The organism is Ancylobacter terrae, assembly GCF_045108345.1.
Taxonomy (GTDB): Bacteria; Pseudomonadota; Alphaproteobacteria; order Rhizobiales; family Xanthobacteraceae; genus Ancylobacter.
The window spans coordinates 354,670-378,050 of sequence record NZ_JBJGXH010000002.1 but is presented as its reverse complement, the minus strand read 5'-3'; the positions used below and the strand labels follow the sequence as shown (position 1 = coordinate 378,050).

General features: G+C 70.3%; 25 protein-coding genes. 9 read left to right on the top strand and 16 right to left on the bottom strand.

Annotation, left to right across the window (positions count from 1 at the left end; translation table 11 throughout):
* Window positions 1-60 precede the first annotated feature (60 nt).
* The 4 genes from ACEUEL_RS16070 to ACEUEL_RS16055 form a co-directional block, all read right to left on the bottom strand.
* Window positions 61-372: a methanol dehydrogenase [cytochrome c] subunit gene (locus ACEUEL_RS16070; RefSeq protein ID WP_405707404.1), complete on the bottom strand. Its 312-nt coding sequence runs from the start codon at window positions 370-372 to the stop codon at window positions 61-63.
* 41 nt (window positions 373-413) lie between these two features.
* Window positions 414-992, bottom strand: a complete 579-nt coding sequence (gene moxG / locus ACEUEL_RS16065; RefSeq protein ID WP_405707402.1) for a cytochrome c(L), periplasmic — start codon at window positions 990-992, stop codon at window positions 414-416.
* A 63-nt stretch (window positions 993-1,055) separates the two neighbouring features.
* The gene (moxJ, locus tag ACEUEL_RS16060) at window positions 1,056-1,916 is read right to left on the bottom strand and encodes a methanol oxidation system protein MoxJ (protein WP_405707400.1); all 861 of its coding nucleotides are present in this window, start codon (window positions 1,914-1,916) and stop codon (window positions 1,056-1,058) included.
* Between the two features lie 141 nt (window positions 1,917-2,057).
* Window positions 2,058-3,956, bottom strand: coding sequence for a methanol/ethanol family PQQ-dependent dehydrogenase (locus ACEUEL_RS16055; protein ID WP_405707399.1), 1,899 nt, complete (start codon window positions 3,954-3,956; stop codon window positions 2,058-2,060).
* Between the two features lie 446 nt (window positions 3,957-4,402).
* Here ACEUEL_RS16055 and ACEUEL_RS16050 point away from each other — a divergent pair, with 446 nt between their 5' ends.
* Genes ACEUEL_RS16050 through ACEUEL_RS16040 form a run of 3 tightly spaced genes read left to right on the top strand, consistent with a single transcriptional unit; the run spans window position 4,403 to window position 7,025 of the window.
* On the top strand, window positions 4,403-4,930 hold the full coding sequence (locus ACEUEL_RS16050; protein ID WP_405707397.1) for a hypothetical protein: 528 nt from the start codon (window positions 4,403-4,405) through the stop codon (window positions 4,928-4,930).
* Window positions 4,927-6,372, top strand: coding sequence for an ATP-binding protein (locus ACEUEL_RS16045; RefSeq protein WP_405707395.1), 1,446 nt, complete (start codon window positions 4,927-4,929; stop codon window positions 6,370-6,372). Before ACEUEL_RS16050 ends, ACEUEL_RS16045 begins: the two co-directional genes overlap by 4 nt.
* Complete coding sequence (locus ACEUEL_RS16040) at window positions 6,369-7,025, top strand: response regulator transcription factor (RefSeq protein ID WP_405707393.1); 657 nt, start codon at window positions 6,369-6,371, stop codon at window positions 7,023-7,025. The genes ACEUEL_RS16045 and ACEUEL_RS16040 overlap by 4 nt, the downstream gene beginning before the upstream one ends.
* Window positions 7,026-7,058: 33 nt before the next feature.
* On the opposite strand, the gene ACEUEL_RS16035 is transcribed toward ACEUEL_RS16040, so the two are convergent.
* The 7 genes from ACEUEL_RS16035 to ACEUEL_RS16005 all read right to left on the bottom strand — a co-directional run bounded on the left by ACEUEL_RS16035 (window position 7,059) and on the right by ACEUEL_RS16005 (window position 13,374).
* A complete protein-coding gene (locus ACEUEL_RS16035; protein ID WP_405707392.1) occupies window positions 7,059-8,942 on the bottom strand; it encodes a TRAP transporter large permease in 1,884 nt (627 codons plus the stop codon).
* A gap of 5 nt (window positions 8,943-8,947) precedes the next feature.
* Window positions 8,948-9,949, bottom strand: a complete 1,002-nt coding sequence (locus ACEUEL_RS16030) for a TRAP transporter substrate-binding protein (protein WP_405707390.1) — start codon at window positions 9,947-9,949, stop codon at window positions 8,948-8,950.
* A gap of 104 nt (window positions 9,950-10,053) precedes the next feature.
* On the bottom strand, window positions 10,054-10,857 hold the full coding sequence (locus ACEUEL_RS16025) for an SDR family NAD(P)-dependent oxidoreductase (RefSeq protein WP_405707388.1): 804 nt from the start codon (window positions 10,855-10,857) through the stop codon (window positions 10,054-10,056).
* A complete protein-coding gene (locus ACEUEL_RS16020) occupies window positions 10,854-11,285 on the bottom strand; it encodes a cupin domain-containing protein (RefSeq protein ID WP_405707386.1) in 432 nt (143 codons plus the stop codon). Before ACEUEL_RS16020 ends, ACEUEL_RS16025 begins: the two co-directional genes overlap by 4 nt.
* 3 nt (window positions 11,286-11,288) lie before the next feature.
* Window positions 11,289-11,594, bottom strand: coding sequence for a YciI family protein (locus ACEUEL_RS16015; RefSeq protein WP_405707384.1), 306 nt, complete (start codon window positions 11,592-11,594; stop codon window positions 11,289-11,291).
* Between the two features lie 17 nt (window positions 11,595-11,611).
* Window positions 11,612-12,664: an SDR family oxidoreductase gene (locus tag ACEUEL_RS16010; protein WP_405707382.1), complete on the bottom strand. Its 1,053-nt coding sequence runs from the start codon at window positions 12,662-12,664 to the stop codon at window positions 11,612-11,614.
* The gene (locus ACEUEL_RS16005; RefSeq protein ID WP_405707380.1) at window positions 12,664-13,374 is read right to left on the bottom strand and encodes an EthD family reductase; all 711 of its coding nucleotides are present in this window, start codon (window positions 13,372-13,374) and stop codon (window positions 12,664-12,666) included. The genes ACEUEL_RS16010 and ACEUEL_RS16005 overlap by 1 nt, the downstream gene beginning before the upstream one ends.
* Before the next feature lie 200 nt (window positions 13,375-13,574).
* On the opposite strand from ACEUEL_RS16005, the gene ACEUEL_RS16000 reads away from it, so the two are divergent.
* Window positions 13,575-14,474 carry a LysR family transcriptional regulator gene (locus tag ACEUEL_RS16000; protein WP_405707378.1) on the top strand — a complete coding sequence of 300 codons (900 nt, stop codon included), beginning with the start codon at window positions 13,575-13,577 and terminating at the stop codon, window positions 14,472-14,474.
* Between the two features lie 214 nt (window positions 14,475-14,688).
* Here ACEUEL_RS16000 and ACEUEL_RS15995 read toward each other — a convergent pair whose 3' ends face one another.
* The 4 genes from ACEUEL_RS15995 to ACEUEL_RS15980 are packed head-to-tail and all read right to left on the bottom strand — an operon-like array spanning window position 14,689 to window position 17,179.
* Window positions 14,689-15,204 (bottom strand): DoxX family protein, encoded by a 516-nt coding sequence (locus ACEUEL_RS15995; protein ID WP_405707376.1) that lies wholly within the window; start codon window positions 15,202-15,204, stop codon window positions 14,689-14,691.
* On the bottom strand, window positions 15,201-15,959 hold the full coding sequence (locus ACEUEL_RS15990; RefSeq protein WP_405707374.1) for an HvfC/BufC family peptide modification chaperone: 759 nt from the start codon (window positions 15,957-15,959) through the stop codon (window positions 15,201-15,203). The genes ACEUEL_RS15995 and ACEUEL_RS15990 overlap by 4 nt, the downstream gene beginning before the upstream one ends.
* Window positions 15,960-15,962: 3 nt before the next feature.
* Window positions 15,963-16,832: an MNIO family bufferin maturase gene (bufB, locus tag ACEUEL_RS15985; protein WP_405707372.1), complete on the bottom strand. Its 870-nt coding sequence runs from the start codon at window positions 16,830-16,832 to the stop codon at window positions 15,963-15,965.
* 59 nt (window positions 16,833-16,891) lie between these two features.
* Window positions 16,892-17,179: a BufA1 family periplasmic bufferin-type metallophore gene (locus ACEUEL_RS15980; RefSeq protein WP_405707370.1), complete on the bottom strand. Its 288-nt coding sequence runs from the start codon at window positions 17,177-17,179 to the stop codon at window positions 16,892-16,894.
* Between the two features lie 203 nt (window positions 17,180-17,382).
* Between ACEUEL_RS15980 and ACEUEL_RS15975 the strand changes: the two genes are divergently transcribed.
* From ACEUEL_RS15975 to ACEUEL_RS15965, 3 genes are all read left to right on the top strand, one after another.
* The gene (locus ACEUEL_RS15975) at window positions 17,383-17,928 is read left to right on the top strand and encodes a sigma-70 family RNA polymerase sigma factor (protein ID WP_405707368.1); all 546 of its coding nucleotides are present in this window, start codon (window positions 17,383-17,385) and stop codon (window positions 17,926-17,928) included.
* Window positions 17,929-17,944: 16 nt separating this feature from the next.
* Complete coding sequence (locus ACEUEL_RS15970) at window positions 17,945-18,580, top strand: NrsF family protein (RefSeq protein ID WP_405707366.1); 636 nt, start codon at window positions 17,945-17,947, stop codon at window positions 18,578-18,580.
* Window positions 18,581-18,745: 165 nt separating this feature from the next.
* Entirely contained in the window at window positions 18,746-19,465 is a 720-nt protein-coding gene (locus tag ACEUEL_RS15965) for a hypothetical protein (protein WP_405707364.1), read from the top strand.
* A gap of 6 nt (window positions 19,466-19,471) precedes the next feature.
* Here the strand turns inward: ACEUEL_RS15965 and ACEUEL_RS15960 are convergent, their stop codons facing one another.
* Window positions 19,472-20,413: a GlxA family transcriptional regulator gene (locus tag ACEUEL_RS15960; RefSeq protein ID WP_405707362.1), complete on the bottom strand. Its 942-nt coding sequence runs from the start codon at window positions 20,411-20,413 to the stop codon at window positions 19,472-19,474.
* Window positions 20,414-20,742: 329 nt separating this feature from the next.
* Here ACEUEL_RS15960 and ACEUEL_RS15955 point away from each other — a divergent pair, with 329 nt between their 5' ends.
* Entirely contained in the window at window positions 20,743-21,195 is a 453-nt protein-coding gene (locus tag ACEUEL_RS15955) for a (2Fe-2S)-binding protein (protein ID WP_405707360.1), read from the top strand.
* Entirely contained in the window at window positions 21,179-23,380 is a 2,202-nt protein-coding gene (locus ACEUEL_RS15950) for a xanthine dehydrogenase family protein molybdopterin-binding subunit (protein ID WP_405707358.1), read from the top strand. Before ACEUEL_RS15955 ends, ACEUEL_RS15950 begins: the two co-directional genes overlap by 17 nt.
* Window position 23,381: the final 1 nt, after the last annotated feature.

The following is a 23,381-nucleotide window of genomic DNA, read 5'->3' as shown; positions in this document are numbered from 1 at the left end:
GACGGGCCGGAGAAGGCCCGCCCACAAGTGGGTTCGTGAAAGCTGTGCGAAGGCGACGCGTCAGTTGGGAATCTTGCTGACGTCGTAGACCCACTGGCCGGTCTTCTTGAAGTAGTCGACCCGCTGGGCGTTGCGCGCTTCCATGCCCTTGATCGATTCCGACTGCTTGTTGAGCTCCTTCGGGTCGTGCTTGGGATCGTATTTCGAACCGGCGACCTGCGCGGGATAGCCGGGCTTGGGCTCCCAGCAATTGCCGGGCGCCTTGCAGTTGGTGCCGTCATAGGCGCTGGCGCCGCCGGCCATGGCGAGGGCGAGGATGCCGGCGCCGGTGGTGGCGAGGGCGAGCTTCAGGCTGCGATCGATCAGGCTCATGATGCGTTTCCTCCTGTTGTCGTCTTTGTTGTCCGGCGTGCTCAGCCCGCCGGCCCGCCGCACTCGGGCGGCATCACGTCGGATGGCTCGATGTGCTTGGCGTTGGCGTCGAAAGGCGTGAACGCCTTCCGCTGGGCTTCGGTGAGCCAGGTCGCGCCCTTGGGGTCGTCCTTGTAGAGGTGGCGGACCCAGGCCATGGCCAGCAGCATCTCGTTGAGGTTCAGCGCGCCGTACATCGGGCCCATCTGGCCGTTGGCGCCGCCGAATATGGTCTCGAAGAGGCCCTGGTCGGTCTCGTTCTTGGGGTAGGTCCAGTAGGAATCGTTCAGCCCCGGCCCGATCTTGCCCTCGCCGTAATGGCCATGGCAGCCCGAGCACATGGACAGGAAGATCTCGTGCGCCTTGGGCAGGCAGATCTTGTCCTCGTTGTAGATGTTGACGCCGGTTTCGAGGAACGTCCTCACCGCCTTGGTGTCGCGGCCCTCCTCCGGCGCCTCCGACAGGTCGAGCGGCTGGCCGGTCACCGTGTGGGTCAGCATGATCGCGGCATGGGCACCCCAGGCGAGGGTGCCGACGGTGAGGAGCGCCGCGGCCGTCTTGAGGATGAAGCTCTGTCGCATGGGACCTTTTCGCTGGGAGAGGCGGAAGGCGGCCCCGGCGGCGAGGCCGGGGCGCGGGAGCCGTCAGCTGTTCGGCTTGAGCAGCGGGATGCCTTCCTCGCCGAGGATCCGCTCGATCTGCGGGCGCGCCTTGTCGATGCCGGCATTGATGTCGGCGAGCAGGGCGGCGTCGTCCTTGCGCACGCCGACCGCCTGGTCGTAGTGCAGCGGGATCTCGCTGCCGTCCGGCTTGTCGATGCCGTTGGCGATCACCGTCATGCGCAGCGGCGTCGAGGACGACTTGACGTAGCGGGCGATCTCGGGGGCGAAGGCGATGCCGACATCGGCCTCCCCGCCGGCCACCTCGCTGACGATGCGGTCGCCGGGCACCTGGGTCCACTGGTTGCGGCGGGAGACGAAGTTGACCAGCGAGTACATGTAGGCGGCGTTGTCCTCGAAGCGGCCGATGCGCTTCAGCAGGGTCTCGGCCGGCGAGTAGAAGCGCACCGCGAAGCGGGACTGGTCCTTGACCTGCGGGTCGTCCCACTTGTCGGCGGTGATGTTTCGGTCCGCCTTGGTGAGCAGCACGTAGCCGGTGCGGTAGTAGGGCTTCGAGGTGGCGAGGCGCGGGTCGCCGGCGTCGACGCCCATGACGACGTCGCAATTGTTGGTCTCGAGCTGGTCGCGCACGAGATAGACGCCAGGCTTGTCGTTGCGCACGAACACCGGCTTGCGGTCCATCGCCTGCGCCAGCGCGATGGCGATGCGATCCTCGAAGCCGCTCGAATCCTTGGCCGAGAACGGCGCCTCGACATTGGAGGCGCAGATGCGCAGTTCGGTGGCCGTGCCGGTGGCGGCGCCGGCGAGCCCGGCGAAGGCGAGGCCCGCGGCGGCGAGGCCGGCGGCGGCGAGGGCGATCCGGCTGACGGATGAAGCCGTCGACATGAGGGTTCCTCCTTGCGGCGTTCTCCCCGCGGTCCGGCCGGCGCAGGGCGCGCGCTCCGGGCTGCATGGGGCGGGGGATGGCGGAACGGCTGCCCGTCGCGGGGGAGCGCGCCGGGCAGCCGCCGTGGAGCGGCCGGACGATCAGCCGCCGTTGCGGATCACGGTGGTGGAGTATTCGCCGACGTTCGGGTCGTCATAGGGACCCTTGCCGTCGAGCGAGAACACCATCACGCCGCCACCCATCTGGGTGTAGTGCTGGAGCTGCTTGAACGCGCCCACCGAGCCGAGACCGGCGGTCGGGTCGTTCAGGTCGAACACCAGGCCGACGCCCGGCCAGCCGCCGACGCCGTAGTAGATGGCGACGTACTGCTCGCCCTTGTGGGTGTAGGTCATCGGGTGGCCGATCACGCCGGAGGGCAGCTTGAACTTCCAGAGCAGCTCGCCGGTGTCGCTGTCGCGGGCCTTGATGAAGCCGTCCAGCGTTCCGTAGAACACCACGCCGCCGGCGGTGGCGAGCGTGCCGCCCCAGGCCGCGAACCGCTCCATCACTTCCCACTTGTACTTGTTGTTGATGGCGTCATAGGCCTTCACCTGGCCCAGGCCCTCATACTTCTGCCGGTCGCCCTTCGGGCCGGGATACATCCACAGCGTGGCGCCGACGAAGAACTGGCCCGCGCGGTAGGGCAGCATGAACGGTTCCCAGTCCATGCAGATGTGGTTGATGCCCATGAAGAAGGAGGCGCGCTGCGGGTCGTAGCTGTCGTGGCCCTGGTTGTGGTAGCCCATCGCCGAGGGACAGATGTCGCGGCCCTTGTGGTCCATGCGGGTGGCGTATTCGGGATCGCGCTGCGGCAGGCCGGTCTTGAGGTCGACCTGCTTCACCCAGTTGACGGTGTCGTCGATCTTGTCCGCCGAGATCAGGTCGCCATTGGTGCGGTCGAGCGTGTAGACGATGCCGTTGCGGTCCGGGTGGGTGAGGAGCTTGCGCTCCTTGCCGGTCTTGTCCTTCTGGTCGGACAGCATCATCACGTTGACGCCGGCATAGTCCCATTCGTCGTGCGGCGTCTTCTGGTAGCCGAACTTGGCCTCGCCGGTGTCGATGTCGCGGCCCCAGATGGTCATGGTCCACTTGTTGTCGCCCGGACGCATGGTCTCGTTCCACGGCGCCGGGTTGCCCGAGCCGTAATAGACGAGGTTGGTGCCGGGATCGAAGGCATACCAGCCCCAGTTGGTGCCGCCGCCGATCTTCCAGGCGTCGCCTTCCCAGGTGCCGGTGCCGAGGCCCTTCTGGCCGTAATGGGGATTGGCGCTGTTGAAGTCGTCGGCGAGCTTCACCTCGTTGTCCGGCCCGGTGGCGTAGGCGCGCCACTTCTGGGCGCCGGTCGCGATGTCGTAGGCGGTGACGTAGCCGCGCACGCCGAGCTCGGCGCCCGAGGAGCCGATCAGCACCGTGTCCTTCACCACATAGGGGGCGATGGTCAGCGTCGAGCCGACCTTGATGTCGGAATTCTCGAGCTTCCAGAACTCCTCGCCGGTGTCGGCCTTGAGCGCGACGACGTTGCCGTCGAGCTGGGTCTTGATGATCAGCGGGCCGACCGTGCCGTTGCCCGGCCAGTAGGCGAGGCCGCGATTGACCACGTCGCAGCAGGCGACCGCGCGGGCGGTGGGGTTCTGCTTCGGCTTGTGCTGCCACAGGATGTGGCCCGGATCGTCGAGCCCGAGCGCGAAGGTGGTGTTGGGGAAGGGCGAGTGGACATACATCACGTTGTCCACGACGAGGGGCGTGCCCTCATGGCCGCTGAGCACGCCGGTCGAGAACGACCAGGCGGGGCGCAGCTGCTTGACGTTCTGCTTGGTGATCTGGTTGGCCGGGCTGTAATTGTTGGCGTTGTAGTTCTGGCCGGTCATCGGCCAGTTGTCGGTGCTCTTCGACAGCTCGACGAGCTTGTCATTGGCGAGCGCGGGGGCGATGCCGCCGCAGGCCGCCGCCAGTGCCGCGGCCATGGTAAGCGCGGACACCGAAGAATAAAGTCGGCTCATGGGAACTTCCTCGCGTTTCCTGCATCCCGGACAGTCCGGATCCGGCCCGGTGGGCCCGGTCCGGCACGGCTCTTCTTGCTGTCTCCGATCCTCCCGCGCGGGGTATGGCGATGACCGCGCGGTCTAGTCCGAAAATCGAAGTGTTGCTTATAAAGTTCTTAGAGTTATCTTGTGGACGTCGACATGATGAGCGCGGGTCGAAACGACTGTCTTTAGGCAGGATGGAAAATATGGCGGGAACTAGTTCCCGATTCGCGGGAGAAATCGCCTTCCTCGCCACGCGCGGCTTGTTCAAACGGCGAAAAACTGGTCTTCTTTCCGCTTCCTGATGGTTCGTCGGTGGTCGCGGTCGCCGCCCGTTCCGCGCCGGCGGCACGTGCGACATTTCGGCTCCGACGTGTATTCGCGCGACGACAACTTGAGCTCATAAGAACATCATAAGTAATATGCGCCACCGCCCGACCGCCTTCCTCCGCCCGCTGCTGGCCGGCCTCGCCGCCCTGGCGCTGGCCGGCTGTCCCAGCGAGAGCCAGCCGCCGTCGCGCGGCGGCACCGCCTCCGAGCGCGTCGCGCCCCCCGGCGACGGGATCGCGCGCAAGGTGTGGCTCGACCCGGCCGACGCGGTCGATCCCGAGGTGTGGCTGGCGAGCCGGGAGGCCGGCCACGACGTCGCCGCTGACAGCGCCGGCGCGATCCGATGGAAGGCGCTGCTCGCCGACGCCGATTCGCGCTTCGGCGAGAGCGACCGGATGATCGCCAACCGCGCCGCCCAGCTGGAGGGCATGCTGGCGGAGATCGGCGCCCGCGAGAGCGCGCACGACATCGTCGTGCGCTTCCTGCCGCTGGCCGCGCCCGGGTCGCGCCGCGGCTTCAGCGACCTCTGCCAGCATTATTTCAACCTGCGCCGGCAGGGGGCGACGCCGGAGGCGGCGCTGGCGACGCTGCGCGCGCCCGCGGCGGAGCCGGGCCGATGAGCGCGGCGCGCCCCGGCCGCCCCGGCACCTTCTGGCGCCGCCGCTCGCTGCGCTGGCAGGTGATGGCGTCGGTCGTCGTCATCAATCTCTGCGCGGCGCTGGTCGCCTTCGTGGTCACCATCGCCAACGCCCGGCGCGCCACCGGCGTCGAGATCGGCGCCTCGCTGGCGATGGCCGAGCGCTATGTCGCCGAGACCATCGAGCGGCTGGCGCAGACGGGCGACGGCAGCGTCTCGCTCACCCAGCTGCCGCTGCATGTCGGCGGCCTGCGCCATGTGCGCATCCGCATCGAGGACGCGCAGGGGCGCCTCGTCGGGCTCGCGCCGGCGGCCGGCGGCGAGGGCGGGGCGGAGGCGGGCGAGCACGAGGAGGTGCCCGACTGGTTCGCCGACCTCGTCACCGTCGATCGGGCCGAGCGCGACATTCCGGTGATGGACGGCGGGCGCGCGATCGGCCGGGTGCGGGTGGCCGGCGAGGCCGCCGACGAGATCGCCGAGGTGTGGGAGGACACCACCGACCTCGCCCTGCTGGCAGTGATCGTCAACATCGCCATCCTCGCCGCCCTCTACGTAGCGCTGGGCCGCCTGCTGCGGCCGCTGCGGACGCTCTCGGAGGGGCTGTCCGCGCTCGAGGCCGGGCGTTTCGGGCACCGCCTTCCCCTGCCGCCCGCCCGCGAGCTGGCGGCCATCGCCGACCGCTTCAACGCGCTCGGCGCCGCGCTGAACGCCGCGCGGCAGGACAATGCGCGCCTCGCCGAGCGGCTGGTCCGGGTGCAGGACGACGAGCGCCGGCAGATCGCCTCGGACCTGCACGACGAGCTCGGGCCCTGCCTGTTCGGGCTGCGGGCCAATCTCGAATCGGTGGAACGGCTCGTGGCCGGCGGCGATGCCGTCCGCGCCGGCCAGATCGCCGAGCGCATGGCGAGCCTCGCCGAGATCCTCGACCGCATCCAGGGGCTGAACCGGCAGCTGCTGCGCCGGATCCGCCCGATGGCGCTCGACCACGTGCCGCTGGCGGACGTGATCGCCGACCTCATGGCCGATTTCCGCAGCCATGCGCCGGAGCGGACCTTCCATCTGCGCTGCGAGGGCCTCGCCGAGCGCTATGGCGACAGCGTCGACCTCACCGTCTATCGCTGCGTGCAGGAGGCGGTGACCAATGCGCTCCGCCATGGCGAGGCGAGCGCCATCCGCGTCGGCCTGAGCGCGGACGCCGCCGCGGGGCGTCTCGACCTCGTCGTCGAGGATGACGGCGTGGGCATGGCGCCCGCCGCCGCGCCCGGCTTCGGCATGATCGGCATCGAGGAGCGCCTCGCCGCGCTCGGCGGCAGCTGGCGCATCCTGCCGGCGCGCCCGCGCGGCACCCGCCTCGAGATGTCGATCCCCGCGCGCAGCGCCGCCGCCGGCCGGGGCGGGGACAGCGAAAGACGGGCCGCGGAATGACGACCGTGCTGGTGATCGACGACCACCCGATCGTGCTGCAGGGCTGCCGCCGCGTGCTGCAGGATGCCGGCGTCGAGCGGGTGCTGGAGGCCGGCACGCTGCTCGGCGGCTATCGCCTGTTCCGCCGCGAGCGGCCGGATCTGGTGATCGTCGACCTCGCCTTGCAGGGCAACGGGCTCAGCGGCCTCGTGCTGGTGCGGCGTCTAAGGGCGCAGAACGCGCAGATCCCGATCCTCGTCTTCAGCATGCACGGCGATCCGGTCATCGCCCGGCGGGCGCTGGAGGCGGGCGCCAACGGCTATGTGCTGAAGGATACCGCCTCCGGCGTGCTGCTCGAGGCGTTCGAGCGGGTGCGGCGCGGCCAGCCCTATATGAGCCACGACCTCGCCATGCAGATCGCGCTGCTCGGCAGCCGCGGCCGCTCGGCGGCGCTGGCCGACATCACCCCGCGCGAGTTGCAGGCGCTGTCGCTGCTCGCCGACGGCAAGGACTACAGCCAGATCGCGGTCGAGCTCGGCATCAGCTACAAGACGGTGGCGAACACCTGCTCGCAGCTCAAGGCCAAGCTCGGCGCCAGCACGCTGCCCGAGCTGGTGCGGCTCGCCATCACCTATGTGTCGTCCTCGCCGGGCAGCTGGCGCGCGGACCGGTGAGCGTGCCGGCGGCGCGTGCCGCCGGACCGCTGTCTAGAGGAAGCCGATGCTCAGCCAGGGAACGGCGGCGACGGCGATGATCGCCAGCAGCAGCGCGCCCAGATAGGGAAGCATGTTCCACATCGCCTGATCGGGGGACACCTTGGTGATGGCGCAGGCGGTGTAATAGCCGTAGCCGAACGGCGGCGAGAACAGCCCGAGCCCCATCGAGAGCAGCACGACCATCGCGTACTGCACCGGATGCACGCCGAGCGACTGCGCCACCGGCACCAGCAGCGGGCCGAACAGCACGATGGCGGGAATGCCTTCCAGGATGCTGCCGAACACGATGAAGGCGAGGATCGAGACCAGCAGGAAGGAGATGCGCCCGCCCGGCAGGTCCTTCATGAAGGCGACCAGCGTCTCGGCGAAGCCCGACTGGGTCAGCGCCCACGACATCGCGCCGGCCAGGGCGATGATGATCATGATGGTGCCGGAGATGGCGATGGTCTCGACCAGGATCTCGCCCATGCGGGTGAAGGAGATCCCCCGCATGGTGACGATGCCCACCACCAGCGCGTAGGCGATGCCGATCACTGCCACCTCGGTCGCGGTGGCCACGCCCTCCAGCACCGCGGCGCGGATGATCAGCGGCAGGGCCAGCGCGGGGATGGCCACGACGAAGGTGCGGCCGATCAGCCGGATGTCGCGCTTGTTTTCGCCGCGCTTTTCGCCGCGGGAGCGCCAGTAGACCGCGCCGGAGAGCGCGATCATGCAGATGAAGGCCGGCATCAGCCCGCCGACGAACAGTGCCGCGATCGAGATGCCGGTGACCGAGCCGATGATGATCAGCACGAGGCTCGGGGGAATGGTCTCCGCCGCCGCCGCGGAGACCGCGAGCAACGCCGCGCTGTCGCCCTCGCGCATGCCGCGTTCCTTCATCGCCGGCGCCAGGATCGGCCCGATCGCCGCCATGTCGGCGGCCTTGGCGCCGGAGATGCCGGAGACCAGGTACATGGCGCAGAGCATGACATAGCTCAGCCCGCCGCGGGCCGAGCCGATCAGCGCGATGACGAAGTTGATCATCGACCGCGCCATGCCGGTGTACTGGATCTGGATGCCGAGGAAGACGAACAGCGGGATGGTCAGCAGGATGAAGTGCGACATGCCCTCGTTGATGCGCCCGACGATCACCGTCAGCGGCAGGTCGCTGGTGAAGACGAAATAGGCCAGCGTCGCCGTGCCGAAGGAGAAGGCGATCGGCACGCCGATGACGATCAGCGCCATCACCGCCACGCCGAAGAAGAGCAGCAGGTTGATGTTGCCGAGGTCCATCAGCAGCGGCGGCGTCTTCTCGAGGGCGACGACGAGCGCGGCGGCGACCGCGATCATCCCCGCGAACAGCGCGGGGGTGGCGGCGCGCCACATCTGGATCAGCAGGAACGCGATCATCGCCGCGACGCTGACGAGCGTCGCGAGCGCCGGCACCGAGCCCGGCACGCCGAGATTGGGCGAGGTGACGACATGGTTGAGCTCGATCAGCTCCAGCGTCGGCGTCACCAGCTTGAGCAGGAACACCAGCAGCACGACGTTGGCGAACGCCTCGACCGCGCGCCGCGTGGCGGGCGTGAACTGCGCCAGCACGAAGGTGAGGCGCAGGTGGATCCGGCGCCGGAGCGCGCTCGCCACGCCCAGCATGCCGAACCACAGGAAGACCAGCGTCGCCAGCTCCTCGACCCATGTCACGGGGATGTGGAGGACGTAGCGCGCCGTGACCGCCCATGCCAGCAGCAGGATGTCCACCAGCAGCAGGGTCGCGGCCACCACGTCCACCACCGTGCCGAGAGCGGTCTCGATACGGTCGAGGACGCCGGCCGGGGCTCTGTCGGCGGTGGCGGTGGCGTGCGGCGCGCGGGCCGTCGGGTGCGATGCGTTCATCGCGCTCACCCGAGCGGGCCGGTGTAGAGCTCGAGCGTGTTCCACGCCTTGGCGCCGAACTTCTCCTTCCAGTCCTTGTAGAAGGTGGTGGCGGCCAGCGCCTGCCGGAAGGCCTGGCGGTCGGGATCGACGAAAGTCATGCCGAGGCCGGAGAGCTTGCCCTTGAGGCTCTCGTTGAGCGCCACGAGGTCGGTGCGTTCGGCGAGCGCGGCCGCGCCGAAGTGCTTGGAGACGATGTCCTGCACCTCCTTGGGCTGCTTCTTCCAGAACGGGCCGTTTGCGAGCACCCAGAATCCATCCCACATGTGGTTGGTCATGCTCACATATTTCTGCACCTCGTAGAATTTTCCGCTGTCGACGAGGGGCAGCGGGTTCTCCTGGCCGTCGACCAGCTTGGTCTGCAGAGCGGTGTAGACCTCGCCGAAGCTGATCGACTGCGGCGCGGCGCCGAAGGCCTTGAAGAGCGAGGTCGAGAGCGGGCTCGGCGGGACGCGGATGTGCAGGCCGGCGAGATCGCCGGGCTTCTCGATCGGCTTCGAGCTGGTGGTGATCTGGCGGAAGCCGTTGTCGAACATGCGCTCGAAGACGAACAGCCCGGTATCCATCAGCGCGGCGCGGATGAGGGCGCCGACCTCGCCGTCCATCGCCTTCCACACCTCGTCCATGTTGTTGAAGGCGAAGCCGACGCCGTTCAGCGAGGCGACGGCGGCCAGGTTGGAGAGCTGCGCGCCGGCGAGCGGGTAGAACTGGATCGCGCCCTGCCGGAGCTGGGAGAGCACTTCGAGGTCGCCGCCGAGCTGGCTGTTCGGGAAGATGCGGATGTCGAACTCGCCGTTGGTGTCGGCCTTGATGTTGCGGGCGGCTTCCTCCAGCCGCATCAGCATCGGGTGGCCGGCGGGCAGGTTGGTGGCGAGCTTGTAGGTCGCTGCCAGCGCCGGGCGCACGATGGCGAAGGTGCCGGCGGCGAAGGCGGTGGAAGCGACGAAGGTGCGGCGTGACAGTTTCATGGTTTCCTCCGGAGCGTCGTTGCGGCGCCACTGGCGGGCGCTTGTGCGGCAGATGCCTGGCTTCAGATCTACGGGTTCGGGCGCCTTCGTTCGGGCGCCCGGGTTCAGGCGAGGATGAGCCCTCCGGAGACATCGAGGATGGCGCCCGTCATGTAGCGGGAGGCATCCGATGCCATGAAGAGGACGACGTCGACGATATCGGCCGGCTCGGCGAGGCGGCCGATCGGGATCTGCCCGTTCAGCGCCGTGCCCTCGTCGTCGCTGCGGAGCAGGCCGGCGACCCGCTCGCCGGCGACCGGGCCGGGCGCGATGGTGTTCACCAGGATGCCGTGGCGGGCATATTCGCGGGACAGGTGCCGCGTCATGCCGATCACCGCGGTCTTGGCGGCGGTGTAGGAGCAGCCGAGCAGCGGGCTCACCGAGCGCCCGGCATTGGAGGCGAAGTTGATGATGCGCCCGCCGCCGGCGGCGATCATGTGCGGCAGCACCGCCTTGGCGCACAGGAAGCTGCCGCGCACATTCGACGCGAACACCGCGTCCCATTCCTCCACCGGCGTCTCGTGGGTGACGCGATAGGCCTCGCCATAGCTGCCGGCGGTGTTGACCAGCACGTCGATGCGGCCCCAGCGGGCCAGCGTCGCGTCCACCGAGCGCTGCACCTCGGCCTCGGCCGACACGTCGGCGGTCAGGGCGAGGGCGCTGCCCTGCGCGCCGGCGATGTCCCGCGCGGTCTTCTCCGCCCGCTCGCCGACGATGTCGCTCACCGCGACATGGGCGCCGAGCTCGGCGAGCCGGATCGCCAGCAGGCGGCCGATGCCGCGGCCGGCGCCGGTGACCATGAAGACCTGGCCGGCGAAGATGCCGGGCGCGAAGGCCTCGCGGGCCGTCCTGGTGTCGATCGGTTTCATGATGCGAGCATTCCGGGCGCGAGGCCGCGCGCCGTCACCCCATCGGGCAGCGGCAGCGGCGGGTTGGCGCTGTCGAGGTGTTCGACGGTGACGAAGAGGAGCGGCGCGTCGCCGACATTGTGCAGGTCGTGGAGCATGAATTCGCCGGCGGCGAAGGTCAGGTGACGGGTCTCGCCGGCGAAATACTCCGACGCCCTGGGCGGGCCGCCATTGATGTGCGAGACGGCCTTGCCGGCGGTCAGCGCGGTCCAGAAATAGTCGAGCACGTGGCGGTGGAAGCCGATGCGCTCGCCCGGTTCCAGCCGGATGAACCAGACCCGCGCCCGCTCGCTCTGGGAGAGCAGGATCGTGCCGACGCAGGGGTTGAACGCGTTGCGCTGCAGTTCGGCGGCGAGCGCCGCGTCGAGGACGAAATCGGTCTGCGTCATCGCTCAGCCCTTCGGGATGAAGCTGCGGCCATCGAGGATGGCCTTGCGCCAGCGCGTGGCGGTGAAGCCGGCGAACACCCCCTCCTTCATGAAGGGATCGTTCGCCACGAAGCTCTCGGCCACCGCGCGATCGTCGGTGTCGATGAGGTAGAGGCTGCCGAGCGCGGTCACCCCGTCATCGGCGAGCTTGGCGCCGGCGCCGATGAGCGTGTCGAGATGGGCCTCGAGATAGGCGACATGCGCCGGACGCACCTTCGCGCGCAGATCCGCGGTGTCGGCGGCGTCCTCGGCTATGACCATGTAGGGCATGGGGTGTTCCTGCTCGCTCAGGGGACGATGCGGTCGCGCTGCAAGGCGCGGAACAGGTCGAGGAACATCTCCTCGCTGTCGATGAACTCGAGGAAGCCGTAGCGGCGGCACTTGGTGGTGTCCGACATCACGTCCCAGTCGTTGGAGAAGGCGTAGTTGGCGAAGTTCCAGTTCACCAGCATCGACAGCGGGTGCGGCTCGAGGCCGTGGCGGGCGACGATGGCGTCCCAGAGCTTCTCCTTGCCGGCCATCTTCACCGTCATGTCGACGGTCTCGACCCCGCCCGGCTCCAGCCCGAAATGGCGGGCGAAGACCGGCCAGAGGTTCTGGTAGCGGAAGAAGTCGCCATTGGTGATGTTGAACGCCTCGCCGGCGCAGGCCGGCGTCGTCGCCATCCACACCATGGCGCGGGCGAGCAGGCCGGCATCGGTCGCCTGGTAGACCGAGGTGAAGGCGCCGGGCTTGCCCGGGAAGGTGAAGGGCTCGCCCATCTCCTTCAGCAGCGTCGCATAGGTGGCGATGGTGGTGATGATGTTGAGCGGGTTGCCGAGCGCGAAGCCGCAGATCACATGCGGGCGCGCCGCCGACCACGACCAGTTCTTGCCCGCGCTGGCGGCCATCACGAGGTCCTGCTGGTCGTAGTAGAAATGCGGCACGTCGATGCGCGGGTCGGTCTCCTTCGCCGGCGTCTTAAAGGGGCCGAGATACTGGCCGTAATACTTGGTGCCCTGCAGCAGGCAGACGTGCTGCAGGTTCGGCGCCGCCCGCTCGATCACCGGCAGCACATTGGCGAACATCGCCGCGTTGGGCGCCCGCGTCTCGGCGATCACCTTGTTGTCGAGATAGGCGGTGTAGAAGACGTGGGTCACCTCCGACAGGCTGCCGAGATTGTCGCGGCAGCTCTGCGGGTCCATCAGGTCGGCATGGACGAAGCGGGTCTTGTGCGTCGCGAAATAGGGCGGCTTGCGCGAGACGCCGATGACGTTCCAGTCCGGCTGGCGGTCGAGGTGATCGATTAGGGCCCGGCCCGAGACGCCGGTTGCCCCTATGACCAGGGCGGTCTTCTGCATCACGATAGTCCTTCTTTCCCGGCACCGCCGGCGAGCGGCGGCGGCACGACGACATGCTCGGAGAGGAGGGCGTCCTCCCAGCGTGAAATCCGGCCCTTCAGGGCGACATCCATCCAGCCGCGCAGCCCGGCGCGGCCGGCCTCGGCGGTGGGGCGATCGGCGAACCACAGCTCGACCAGCGCGTCATAGGGAGCCTCGCCCTCCCGCAGTTGCAGGGACCCTTCGGTCCGTGAGTTGAGCAGCAGCCCGGCATCGTCGAGGCTGAGGCGGCCGCGCACGGCGCCGGTATTGCCGACGAGGTCCTTTGCCGCCGCGCGCAGGCGGTCGAGGAACGCGGCCCGCGCCTCGATGCCCGGGCGCTTCACGCACAGCACGAGCTTGAACGGCGCGGCGCCGTCGCCGCCATGCTCCAGCCATTCCTCCGTAGCGAGCAGATGCTCGCGCCGCGCCAGCCATTTCGAGGCGTCAGCCGAGCCGTTGCGGCCGATGTCGGACGCGTAGGACGCTTGGCAGGCCTCCCGGCTGTCGAACCAGAGCTGGGCGATGCCATCGGCCGCCGGCTCGCCCGCGTCCAGCGAGAAGCCGAGCATGTAGCCGCGCAGGCCCGGGAAGGTGGCGGCGATCGGCCCGTGGACCGTGCGCCAGCGCTCCTCGAATCCGGGGCGCGTGAGGCTCGGCACCCGCTTCTGGAACGTGACGAGCTTGATCATTCCGCCGCCCCCCGACCGCGAGCGGTCCGAGGTGCGTCGACGCGCACTGCCATGTTTCCTCCCAGCCGGCTTTCTTGTGGTCGATGTGCGCCGGTCTCGACGATGAAGGCTACGCAGCCGGAGCGAGGGCTGGAACTCCAGCCGAGCGACACATACTGTTGAAACTGTCTCAACAATGCCTCAAGCGGATGAGGAGCGCGATGAGCGTCGACAGCGACATGCAGGTTTTCACCTGCGTCGTGGACAATGGCAGTTTTGCTGCAGCCGCGAAGACGTTGGGGGTGACCCGCTCGGCGGTGTGCCGCCGCGTGGACCAGCTCGAGCGGCGGCTGGGCGTCCGGCTGCTCGACCGGACCACACGTCGCCTTTCACTCACCGAAGCGGGCGAGACGCTGCACGCCCGCGCCGTGGACATCCTCACCCGCATCGCCGAGGCGGAGCTGCTGGTGAGCGACTATGGCGCCGAGCCGCGCGGCACGCTGCGCATCACCAGCCCGATCATGATCGGGCTGCACAAGCTGATCCCGCTGCTTCCCGCGTTCCTCGCCCGCTATCCGCAGATCAAGGTGCAGCTCGACCTGTCGGACGACCTGACCGATCCGGCGCTGAGCGACCACGATATCGGCCTGCGCTGGGGCGAGCAGCAGGGCTCGGCGACGATCATCACCCGGGTGGCCTCCAGCCGGCAGATCATCTGCGCCGCGCCGAGCTACATCGCGGCGCACGGCGTGCCGGAGACGCCGGCGGAGCTGGTCCGGCACAACTGCCTGCTGATGAGCCGGCTCGGCCTCAGCAGCAACGAATGGGCCTTCGTGATCGACGGCAGGCCCACCCGGATCAAGGTGCAGGGCAATTACGTGGTCAATGGCGGCCATGGCAATTACGAGGCGGTGATCGCCGGGCTCGGCATCGGCCGCATGACGGATCTGCGCGTGCTCGAGGATATCCGCACCGGCCGGCTGCGGCCGATCCTGCAGGCCTACGCGCCGGAGGAGGCGATGCCGATCTATGCCGCCTACAAGGCCGGCGCGCTGGTGCCGCCGAAAATCCGCATCTTCATCGACTTCCTGCGCCGCAGCCTGCGCCCGCGCAGCGACTGATCGCGCGCGGCCGGGGCGCGCCCGCGGGCTCCGTCGCGGCGGCGGAACATCGGCAGCTTCCGTCCATTTCGTGATGCCCGTCACAGCCGGGCCGGCGCCGGCGCGCCATTGTGCCGGTGCTGGTCGGCGTGGGGGCGGGTCGCCCAGCGGGGCGGCGGCTTCCGTGGTGGACCAGCGGGAGCCGCCGCTCAGTCGGGGGGCGCGACCGGCGGCGTCACCGGCGCCCGGGCCGATCCGCCAGCGGCGGCCAGATCCGGCCGATCACCGCGTCGAGCGAAAGCGTGCCGGCGCCCCGCGCGACCAGCAGCAGGAAGCAGGTCGCCCAGACGCCATGGGTCGGCCAGGCGTCGGGATAGACGAAGGTCTGGATGACCAGCGTCATCCCCAGCAGCGCGGCGGCCGAGAGCCGGGTGGCGAGGCCCAGCACCAGCAGCACCGGGAAGAGGTGCTCGGCGAGGGCGGCGAGATGGGCGGCCAGCCACGGGTCGAGCAGCGGCAGGCGGTATTCCTCCCGGAACAGCGCGACGGCGCTGTCGGTGACCTGCCAGCCCTCCACCTTGGTCTCGCCGGATTGCCAGAACACCGCCGCGGGGAACAGGCGCGCGCAGAGCGTCAGCAGGGACATGGGGATGGCATCGAGCCGGTGGCGCAGGGTCCGCGCCGCGTCGACGAGGCGTATGCCGGGGCCGGCGGGCTGCGGGACCGAGCGGCCTGCGAGGTCGGTGTTCATGGCGTGTCTCCTGCCGGCAACCGCAGCCGGGTGGCCAGTCCCCCGCCGATGAGTTCGGCGAGCGCGGCGGAAAGATCGAAGGCGGGGTGCCCGGCGCGCGCCGTCTCCGCCGCCTCCTCGAGAGGGGCGCCGCCGGCGAGGGCGACGAGGAACGCGGCGGTGCCGGTCGTGACCGGACGGAGCACCACGTCGAGCCGGGGGCGGTCGATCAGCACCGCCTGCGGCCTCCACTCGGTCACCGGCTCGCCCGCGCCCGTGGCCGCGGCCGCGGCGAGGATGTCCCACACCGGATGGGGCGAGAGCACGAGGGCGACCGCCGGATGCAGGTGGATGCGCAGCTGCGCCAGCACGTCCGGTGGCAGTGCCGCAAAGGCCGGGCCGTCGAGGCGCGGCGCATCGGCCGCGTGATAGGCCCGGGTGCGCGCCGCCTCGATCCGCGCGATGTCGGCGAGGTAGGGCAGTTCGGCCGCCGGCCCGAAGCCGGCGAGGAAACCGGGGAGCTCGTCGCCGAACCGCGCCAGCAGCGGCGAGGCCGGCGGATGATGCTGGATGAAATCCCGCGCCATGGCGCCGAAGAATTCCTCGCCGACCAGCGCGCGGATGGCGGGAAAGCGGGTCTCCAGCGCCCGGATCAGGCCGACCGCGACATTGTTGCGGTAGACCGCGAAGCGGCGCTCGGCCGGTCCGACGAGGCCGGGCGGCGGGCGCCGGCCGGTCGCGGCAAGGCCGGCGGCGAAATCGGCGAGACCGGTCATCGCTCAGGCCGCCCGGCTGCGGGCGTGACGGGCGAGGATGGCGCCGGCCCGCGCCGCCTCGGCCCGCAGGACCGGCCAGTCCGGCACGTCGTTGTCCCATTCGATCAGGCTCGGCAGCGGGCCGGTGCGCGCGATCACCTCGGCGAACAGCGTCCACACCGGATCGGCGACCGGGCTGCCATGGGCATCGATCAGCAGGGGCGCGCCGGTCTCGTCCGCGTCCTCGTCATGGCCGCCGAGATGGATCTCGCCCACCGCCTCCATCGGGAAACGGGCGAGATAGGCACGCGCATCGATGCCGTGGTTCACGGCGGAGACGAACACGTTGTTGACGTCGAGCAGCAGGCCGCAGCCGGTGCGGGAGGCGAGGGCGGCGAGGAAGTCGACCTCGTCGATCGTGCTCTGCGCGAACCGCAGATAGGTGGAGGGGTTCTCCAGCAGCATCCGGCGGCCGAGCGTGTCCTGCACCTGCAGGATATGGTCGCCGACCCGCGCCAGCGTCGCCGGGGTGTAGGGCAGCGGCAGCAGGTCGTTGAAGAAGGCGCCGCCATGCGTCGACCAGGCGAGATGCTCGGAGAAGCTTTCCGGCCGGTAGCAGTCGATCAGCCGGCGCAGCCGCGCGAGGTGGGCCGCGTCGAGCGGCTCCTCTCCGCCGATGGACAGGCCGACGCCGTGTATGGACAGCGCGAACCGCTCGCGCAGCGCGGCGAGGTCGACATGAGGGCGGCCGCCCTCGCCCATGTAGTTCTCGGCGTGGACCTCGATGAAGGCGAGGGGCGACGGCTCATCTGCGAGGATGGCGTCGACATGCTCGGGCTTGACGCCGACGCCGGGGCCGGCGGGCAGCAGGGGCGGCCGATCCGTGGCAGTCATGGGAACCTCCTGGGCAGGAGGAGGGCGCCGGGCGGCGCCCTCCGTTCGGAGCCGCCGTCTCACATCGGCTGGAGGTGGCCCATGCCCTTGGGCGTCTTGATGGTCTCGCAGGTGCCCTTGGCGACGTATTTCCACGCCTTGGCATCGTAGTTCACCTTGGAAGTGCCGGCGCAGGTGGTGCCGGCGCCGGCGGCGCAGTCGTTCTTGCCGGCCATCGACACGCCGTAGCACTTGTCCATGGTCGGCTGCGGCGCCACCGGGCCGGCCGCGGCGGCGGCGACCATGCCGAGGGCGGCGGCGAGCGAACCGGCGAGGGTCGCGGCGGCGAGAGTGGTCCTGGCTGTCATGGGATCGTCCTCTGTGAAGGGTTCTGACCTGTGGCGGCGCCGTGCGAGCGGGCCGGCCACATCTCCTTCTTCGAGGGCGGCCACCATTGCGTTACAGCCGCCGGCGACGAAATATGCAGCCGAACAATTCGTCGCCGGCGGCCCCGCCGCGGCGTAACATCTGGCTGCCCGCCTGCGAACTTACCCTCGGGAATGTGTGACGGATGGACGACCGCGAGCGGCGCTGGGCGCAGTGGATGCAGGCCGCGCTCGCCGGCGACGGCGCCGCCTATGAGCGGCTGCTGCGCGAGCTCGCGCCGGCCATCCGTCTGGTGGTGCAGCGCCGGCTGTCGACCCTCGGCGCGCCGGCGGCGGAATGCGAGGACATCGTGCAGGAGACATTGCTGGCCGTTCACCTGAAGCGCCAGAGCTGGCGGTCCGGCGATCCGCTCGGCCCGTGGTTGTGGACCATCGCGCGCAACAAGATGGTCGACCATCTGCGGCGGCGCGGGCGGCGGGCCGAAGTGCCGGTGGAGGATTTCGCCGAGGTGCTCGCCGCGCCCGAGGAGCGCCCCGGCACCGATGCGGCCGATGTCGAGCGCCACCTCGCCCTGCTGCCGGCGAAACAGGGGGCCGTGCTCAAGGCGGTGGCGATCGAGGGCGCCTCGATCGGCGAGACGGCGCAGCGCCTGAAGATGACGCCGGGCGCGGTGCGGGTGGCGCTGCATCGGGCCTTTGCCAGCCTGTCGGCGCGGCTGAGGAGCGAATGATGAAGGTCGAGCGGACGTGAGGACAGACGATCTCATACGCGGCCTCGCCGCCGATGTGCGCCCGACCCGGGGGCTGGGGGCGGGGCTCGCCGGCGCCCTGGCCGCCGGCCTTGCCGGGGCGCTGGTGCTGTTCGCGCTGATCCTGACGCCGCGCGCCGGCATGCCGGGCCTGCTGGCGGACCCGCGCGTCCTGCTCAAATTCGCGGTGTCGCTGTCGCTGGCCGCGGCGGCGAGCCTGACCGCGCTGCGCCTCGTCCGGCCCGGCGCCGCGGCCGGGCGGGCGGCGCGGCTGCTGGCGGTTCCGGCCCTGCTGCTGGCGGCGGGCGTCGCCGGGGAGCTTCTCGCACGGCCGTCGTCGGACTGGATGCCCGATCTCGTCGGTCACAGCGCGTTCTACTGCACGGTGCTGGTGCCGCTGATATCGGCGCCGCTGCTGGGGGCGGCACTGCTGGCGCTGCGGCGGGGAGCGCCGTCCAGCCCCGCGCTGGCCGGCGCCGCCGCCGGGCTGCTGGCCGGGGGGATCGGCGCGGCGCTGTACGCCCTCCATTGCGGCGACGATTCCCCGCTGTTCCTGCTGGTCTGGTACGGCATCGCCATCACCGCCGTCACCGGCGCCGGGGCGCTGATCGGCCGGCGCGTGCTGGCCTGGTGACGACAGGGCCGGCCCCGTCGCGGGGCGCGGCGCGCGCCGCACGGTCCGGGGCGCGGCGTGGCCATGGCGTGAAACAAGGCATCTACGGCATGAGGCCGGCGCGGGCGATCGCCTAAGGTCGGGCCCGAACCGCCCGACACGCCCCGCCGTCCCGGAGTTGCCCCGATGAGCCGCCTCGCCGAATTCGTCATTGATGCCCATGGCGGCCTGCCGCGCTGGCGCCAGTTCAGCCGGCTGTCGGCGGATCTTCGGCAGGGGGGCGCCCTGTGGGCGCTGAAGGGGCAGCCGCATACGCTCGAGAGCACGCGCGTCAGCGTCGATCTCACCAGCCAGCGGGCCTCGCATGCGCCGTTCGGCGCGGGCGGGCGCCGCTCCCGCTACGAGCCGGGCCGGGTCGCCCTCGAGGCGCCCGACGGCACGGTGCTGGAGGAGCTGCTCGAGCCGAGGCAGAGCTTCGCCGGGCACCGGCTGGAGACGCCGTGGAGCGAGCTGCAGCTCGCCTATTTCGCCGGCTGCGCGATGTGGACCTATCTCAACATGCCGTTCCTGCTGGCCTGGCCGGGGATGGAATCGGAGGAGCTGGAGCCGTGGTCGACGGATGAGGGCGACTGGCGCCGTCTCGCCGTGCGCTTTCCGCCGGCCATTGCCACCCACAGCGCCCTGCAGACGCTCTATTTCGATGCCGACGGCCTGCTGAAGCGCCACGACTACAATGTCGACATTGCCGGCACGACCCCCGGCGCGCATTTCGTCTCCGACTATGTCGAGGTCTCCGGCATCCGCTTTCCCACCCGCCGGCGCATCTTCCCGCGCCTGCCGGACGGCGGCTTCAGCTCAGAACCGCTGGTGGTGTCGATCGACCTCGCCAACATCACGCTGTCCTAGCCGCGGCTAGAGGTTGGAAACGGGCCCCGCGCCGGCGCGGATCGCGCGGGGCACCTCGCCGCGCACGCGGGCGAAGGCGAGCCGCATGCGCTCGCGGTTCTCGAAGCCGACCTCGCGGGCGATCTCCTCGATCGGCAGGCGGGACTGCTCGAGCAGGAGCTGGGCCGCCTCCACCCGCAGCATCTCCACCGCCTTGGCGGGGGTGATGCCGGTTTCGGCGCGGAACAGCCGGGTGAACTGGCGGGGACTGAGGCTCGCCGCCTCCGCCAGATCCTCGATGCTGAGCCGGGCCCTGAGATGCGCGCGGGCGTGGTTCATGGCCCGCTGCACCCGGTCCTCGCGGGCATTGAGATCGAGCAGCACCGAGTGCTGCGACTGGCCGCCGGAGCGGCGCTGGTACATGACGAGGCCCTTGGCCACTTCCTGCGCCAGCGCGGCGCCGTGGTCGCGCTCGATCATGCCGACGGTGAGGTCGATGCCCGCCGTCATGCCCGCCGAGGTCCAGATCGGTCCGTCCTGCACGAAGATGCGGTCGGCCTCCACGCGGCAGCTCGGGAAACGCTCCTGCAGGGCCGGGGCGTACCGCCAGTGGGTGGTCGCGCGCCGGCCGCCGAGCAGGCCGGCGTCCCCCAGGATGAACGCGCCGAGGCAGATCGAGGCGATGCGCCGGGCATTGTCCGCCGACGCCCGCAGCAGCCGGACCAGTCCGGGCGGGGAAATGGGGATCTCCATGCCGGCGCCGACGATCAGCGTGTCGTAGGCATCGCCGTCGAGGCGCCCGGTCAGCACGTCCATGCCGGCGGAGGAGCGGATCGGGCCGCCCTCCTCGGACAGGACCGCCGGTTCGTAGAGGGTCCGGCCGGCGCGCCGGTTGGCGACCTCGAAGGCGGCCATCGCGGCGAGCCCGATGACCTGGAAATCCGGAGCGACGACCAGACCGATCTTCATGTTTCCTCCTCGCCCGATCCGCCGCCCGCAGGTGGTTTGCCTCCCGCGTCTTCGCCACCCCCTCTGGCGGGAATGATGGCATCTATGTCCCGGGCGCTCCTCCCCGCGTGGCCTGCCGCGGCAGGCCCGGCGTGCGTATTGGCAAATTCCGTGCGTCCGGCATGGTTCATGACCGAAAACCGGGCATCCGCGACGTTGCCGGGCCGGGCCGCGGGGGTCTAGCCTGAGCGTCTGTTTCCGACCATGTCCGATCGGCCGGGCGTCGCGGCGTCCCCCAGGGGACCGCGACGGGTGCCTTCGGAGCATTTCCATCGTGTGGACAGGGGCCCATGACCGATCTGATCATCAACCGCTCTCCCCATCGTGTCGAGGTCCCGGACGAAACCCCGCTGCTCTGGGTGCTGCGCGACGTGCTGGGCATGACCGGCACCAAGTTCGGCTGCGGCATCGCCCAGTGCGGTGCCTGCACGGTCCATCTCGACGGGGAGGCGGTGCGCTCGTGCCAGCTCGCCGTCGGCGATGTCGGCACAAAGGCGATCACCACCATCGAGGGGGTCGGCGCCACGCCCGAGGGCGCCCGGGTCCAGAAGGCGTGGCTCGATCTCGAGGTGATCCAGTGCGGCTATTGCCAGCCGGGCCAGATCATGTCGGCGGCAGCATTGCTGGCGGCCAATCCGAACCCGGACGACGCCGACATCGACGCCGCCATGGCCGGCAACCTGTGCCGTTGCGGCACCTATGTGCGCATCCGCGAGGGGATCAAGCATGCTGCGCGATCCTAAACTCGACGGCGGCACCGCCGCCCTCTCCCGCCGTTCCCTGCTGCGCGGCGGCGCCGCGCTGGTCGGCGGCCTCGTCATCGGCATCGCGCTGCCCGCCCGCCGCGCCGGCGCGGACGAGCCCGCGGCCGTGGGTGCGGCGCTCAACGCCTTTGTGCATGTCCCGCCCGAGGGGCCGGTGCGGCTGATCATGCCGGCGGTGGAGATGGGGCAGGGCGTCTACACCTCGCAGGCCATGTGCCTCGCCGAGGAACTCGACATCGGGCTCGACCAGATCGTCGCCGTCCACGCCCCGGCCGACCAGGCGAAATACGGCAACCCGCTCTTCGTCGTGCAGGCGACCGGCGGCTCGACCACGACGATGGCGTGGACCGAACCGCTGCGCAAAGCCGGTGCCACCGCGCGCGCCCTGCTGGTTGCCGCCGCGGCCGCCGAATGGGGCGTCGAGGCGGGCGGGCTCACCACCGCGAAGGGCGTCGTCGCCGATGCCGCCGGCGGGCGCACGCTCGCCTATGGCGCACTCGCCGACCGGGCCGCGACGCTGGCGCCGCCGGACGAGGTCAAGCTGAAGGATCCCGAGCAGTTCCGCCTGATCGGCACCCCGGCGCACCGCATCGACACGCCCGACAAGGCGGTGGGAAAGACGGTCTACGGCATCGACGTCATCCGCCCGGGCATGAGGTTCGCGGCGCTGATGGCCTCGCCGGTGATCGGCGGCACGGTCGGGAAGGTGGATGAGAAGCCCGCCCTGGCGCAGCCGGGGGTGCGGCAGGTGGTGGTGCTCGACGATCTCGTCGCGGTGGTGGGCGACAATACCTGGGCGGCGCAGCAGGGGCTCGCCGCGCTCGATGTCACATGGGTGCCCGGTCCGAATGCCGGGCTGGACCAGGCCCGACTCTGGGCCGACATCGAGACGGCATCGCAGGGCCCCGGCGTCACCGCCCGGAAGGAGGGCGACGCGCTCGCGACGCTGGCGGCCGGGTCGGCCGACAAGGGCACGCTGTTCGAGGCGACCTACGAACTGCCCTTCCTTGCCCACACGCCGATGGAGCCGCTGAACTGCACGGTGCACGTGCATGACGGCGCCTGCGACATCTGGGTCGGCACGCAGGTGCCCGGCTTCTGCCAGATGGGCGCGGCCAAGGTGCTGGGCATCGATCCCTCCAGGGTGACGATCCACAACCACATCATCGGCGGCGGCTTCGGCCGGCGGCTGGAGGCCGACTACGCCGTCACCGCCACCCGCATCGCGCAGAAGGTGGATGGGCCGGTCAAGGTGATCTGGTCGCGCGAGGAGGACATCAAGCAGGACATATTGCGCCCGCTCTATCACGACCGGCTGAAGGCGCGGGTGGAGAACGGCAAGGTCACCGCCTGGCACCACCGCGTCACCGGCGCCTCGATCCTCGCCCGCTGGCTGCCGCCCGCCTTCAAGGACGGCATCGACGGCGACGCGGTGGACGGGGCGGTCGAGCCGCCCTACGCGGTCGGCGACATCCTGGTCGAATATATCCGCCACGAGAGCGTGGTGCCGGTCGGCTTCTGGCGCGGCGTCGGGCCGAACAGCAGCGTGTTCTCGGTGGAGAGCTTCATCGACCTGATCGCGCGCAAGACCGGCGCCGACCGGGTGGCCTTCCGCCGCTCCCTGCTCGGCAAGACGCCCCGCGCGCTCGCCGTGCTGAACGCGGCGACCGCCAAAGCGGGCTGGGGCACGCCGGCGACGGCCTCGCCCTTCGGCGCTCGCACCGGGCGCGGGGTCGCGCTGATGCACGCCTTCGGCAGCTTCCTCGCCTGCGTCGCCGATGTGGCGGTCGGGGATGGCGGCGACGTGCGGGTGACCCGCGTCGTCATCGCCGCCGATGTCGGCAGCGTCATCAATCCCGACACGGTCACGGCGCAGATCCAGGGCGGGGCGACCTTCGGCATCACCACCGTGCTGCACGACGCCATCACCGTCGAGGGCGGCAGCATCCAGCAGAGCAATTTCCACGACTACCGGCTGATCCGCATCGACGAGATGCCCGCGATCGAGGTGGAGCTGATCGCGAGCCGCGAGAAGCCGGGGGGCATCGGCGAGCCGGGCACGGTGATCGTGCAGCCGGCGGTCGCCAACGCCCTCTTCGCGGCGACCGGGGTGCAGCTCACCCGCATGCCGGTCGATCGTACCCTCATTGCCAAGGCGGGGTGAC

Bases quoted from the DNA above. Each gene is read 5' to 3' on its own strand.
- ACEUEL_RS16005 (WP_405707380.1), bottom strand. From the start codon at position 13,374: ATGATCAAGCTCGTCACGTTCCAGAAGCGGGTGCCGAGCCTCACGCGC.
- moxJ (WP_405707400.1), bottom strand. From the start codon at position 1,916: ATGTCGACGGCTTCATCCGTCAGCCGGATCGCCCTCGCCGCCGCCGGC.
- ACEUEL_RS15950 (WP_405707358.1), top strand. From the start codon at position 21,179: ATGCTGCGCGATCCTAAACTCGACGGCGGCACCGCCGCCCTCTCCCGC.
- ACEUEL_RS16030 (WP_405707390.1), bottom strand. From the start codon at position 9,949: ATGAAACTGTCACGCCGCACCTTCGTCGCTTCCACCGCCTTCGCCGCC.
- ACEUEL_RS16040 (WP_405707393.1), top strand. From the start codon at position 6,369: ATGACGACCGTGCTGGTGATCGACGACCACCCGATCGTGCTGCAGGGC.
- ACEUEL_RS16035 (WP_405707392.1), bottom strand. From the start codon at position 8,942: ATGAACGCATCGCACCCGACGGCCCGCGCGCCGCACGCCACCGCCACC.
- ACEUEL_RS16000 (WP_405707378.1), top strand. From the start codon at position 13,575: ATGAGCGTCGACAGCGACATGCAGGTTTTCACCTGCGTCGTGGACAAT.
- moxG (WP_405707402.1), bottom strand. From the start codon at position 992: ATGCGACAGAGCTTCATCCTCAAGACGGCCGCGGCGCTCCTCACCGTC.
- ACEUEL_RS16070 (WP_405707404.1), bottom strand. From the start codon at position 372: ATGAGCCTGATCGATCGCAGCCTGAAGCTCGCCCTCGCCACCACCGGC.
- ACEUEL_RS16020 (WP_405707386.1), bottom strand. From the start codon at position 11,285: ATGACGCAGACCGATTTCGTCCTCGACGCGGCGCTCGCCGCCGAACTG.
- ACEUEL_RS15960 (WP_405707362.1), bottom strand. From the start codon at position 20,413: ATGAAGATCGGTCTGGTCGTCGCTCCGGATTTCCAGGTCATCGGGCTC.
- ACEUEL_RS15955 (WP_405707360.1), top strand. From the start codon at position 20,743: ATGACCGATCTGATCATCAACCGCTCTCCCCATCGTGTCGAGGTCCCG.
- ACEUEL_RS15980 (WP_405707370.1), bottom strand. From the start codon at position 17,179: ATGACAGCCAGGACCACTCTCGCCGCCGCGACCCTCGCCGGTTCGCTC.
- ACEUEL_RS15975 (WP_405707368.1), top strand. From the start codon at position 17,383: ATGGACGACCGCGAGCGGCGCTGGGCGCAGTGGATGCAGGCCGCGCTC.
- ACEUEL_RS15965 (WP_405707364.1), top strand. From the start codon at position 18,746: ATGAGCCGCCTCGCCGAATTCGTCATTGATGCCCATGGCGGCCTGCCG.
- ACEUEL_RS16010 (WP_405707382.1), bottom strand. From the start codon at position 12,664: ATGCAGAAGACCGCCCTGGTCATAGGGGCAACCGGCGTCTCGGGCCGG.
- ACEUEL_RS16045 (WP_405707395.1), top strand. From the start codon at position 4,927: ATGAGCGCGGCGCGCCCCGGCCGCCCCGGCACCTTCTGGCGCCGCCGC.
- ACEUEL_RS15990 (WP_405707374.1), bottom strand. From the start codon at position 15,959: ATGACCGGTCTCGCCGATTTCGCCGCCGGCCTTGCCGCGACCGGCCGG.
- ACEUEL_RS16015 (WP_405707384.1), bottom strand. From the start codon at position 11,594: ATGCCCTACATGGTCATAGCCGAGGACGCCGCCGACACCGCGGATCTG.
- ACEUEL_RS16055 (WP_405707399.1), bottom strand. From the start codon at position 3,956: ATGAGCCGACTTTATTCTTCGGTGTCCGCGCTTACCATGGCCGCGGCA.
- bufB (WP_405707372.1), bottom strand. From the start codon at position 16,832: ATGACTGCCACGGATCGGCCGCCCCTGCTGCCCGCCGGCCCCGGCGTC.
- ACEUEL_RS15995 (WP_405707376.1), bottom strand. From the start codon at position 15,204: ATGAACACCGACCTCGCAGGCCGCTCGGTCCCGCAGCCCGCCGGCCCC.
- ACEUEL_RS16050 (WP_405707397.1), top strand. From the start codon at position 4,403: ATGCGCCACCGCCCGACCGCCTTCCTCCGCCCGCTGCTGGCCGGCCTC.
- ACEUEL_RS16025 (WP_405707388.1), bottom strand. From the start codon at position 10,857: ATGAAACCGATCGACACCAGGACGGCCCGCGAGGCCTTCGCGCCCGGC.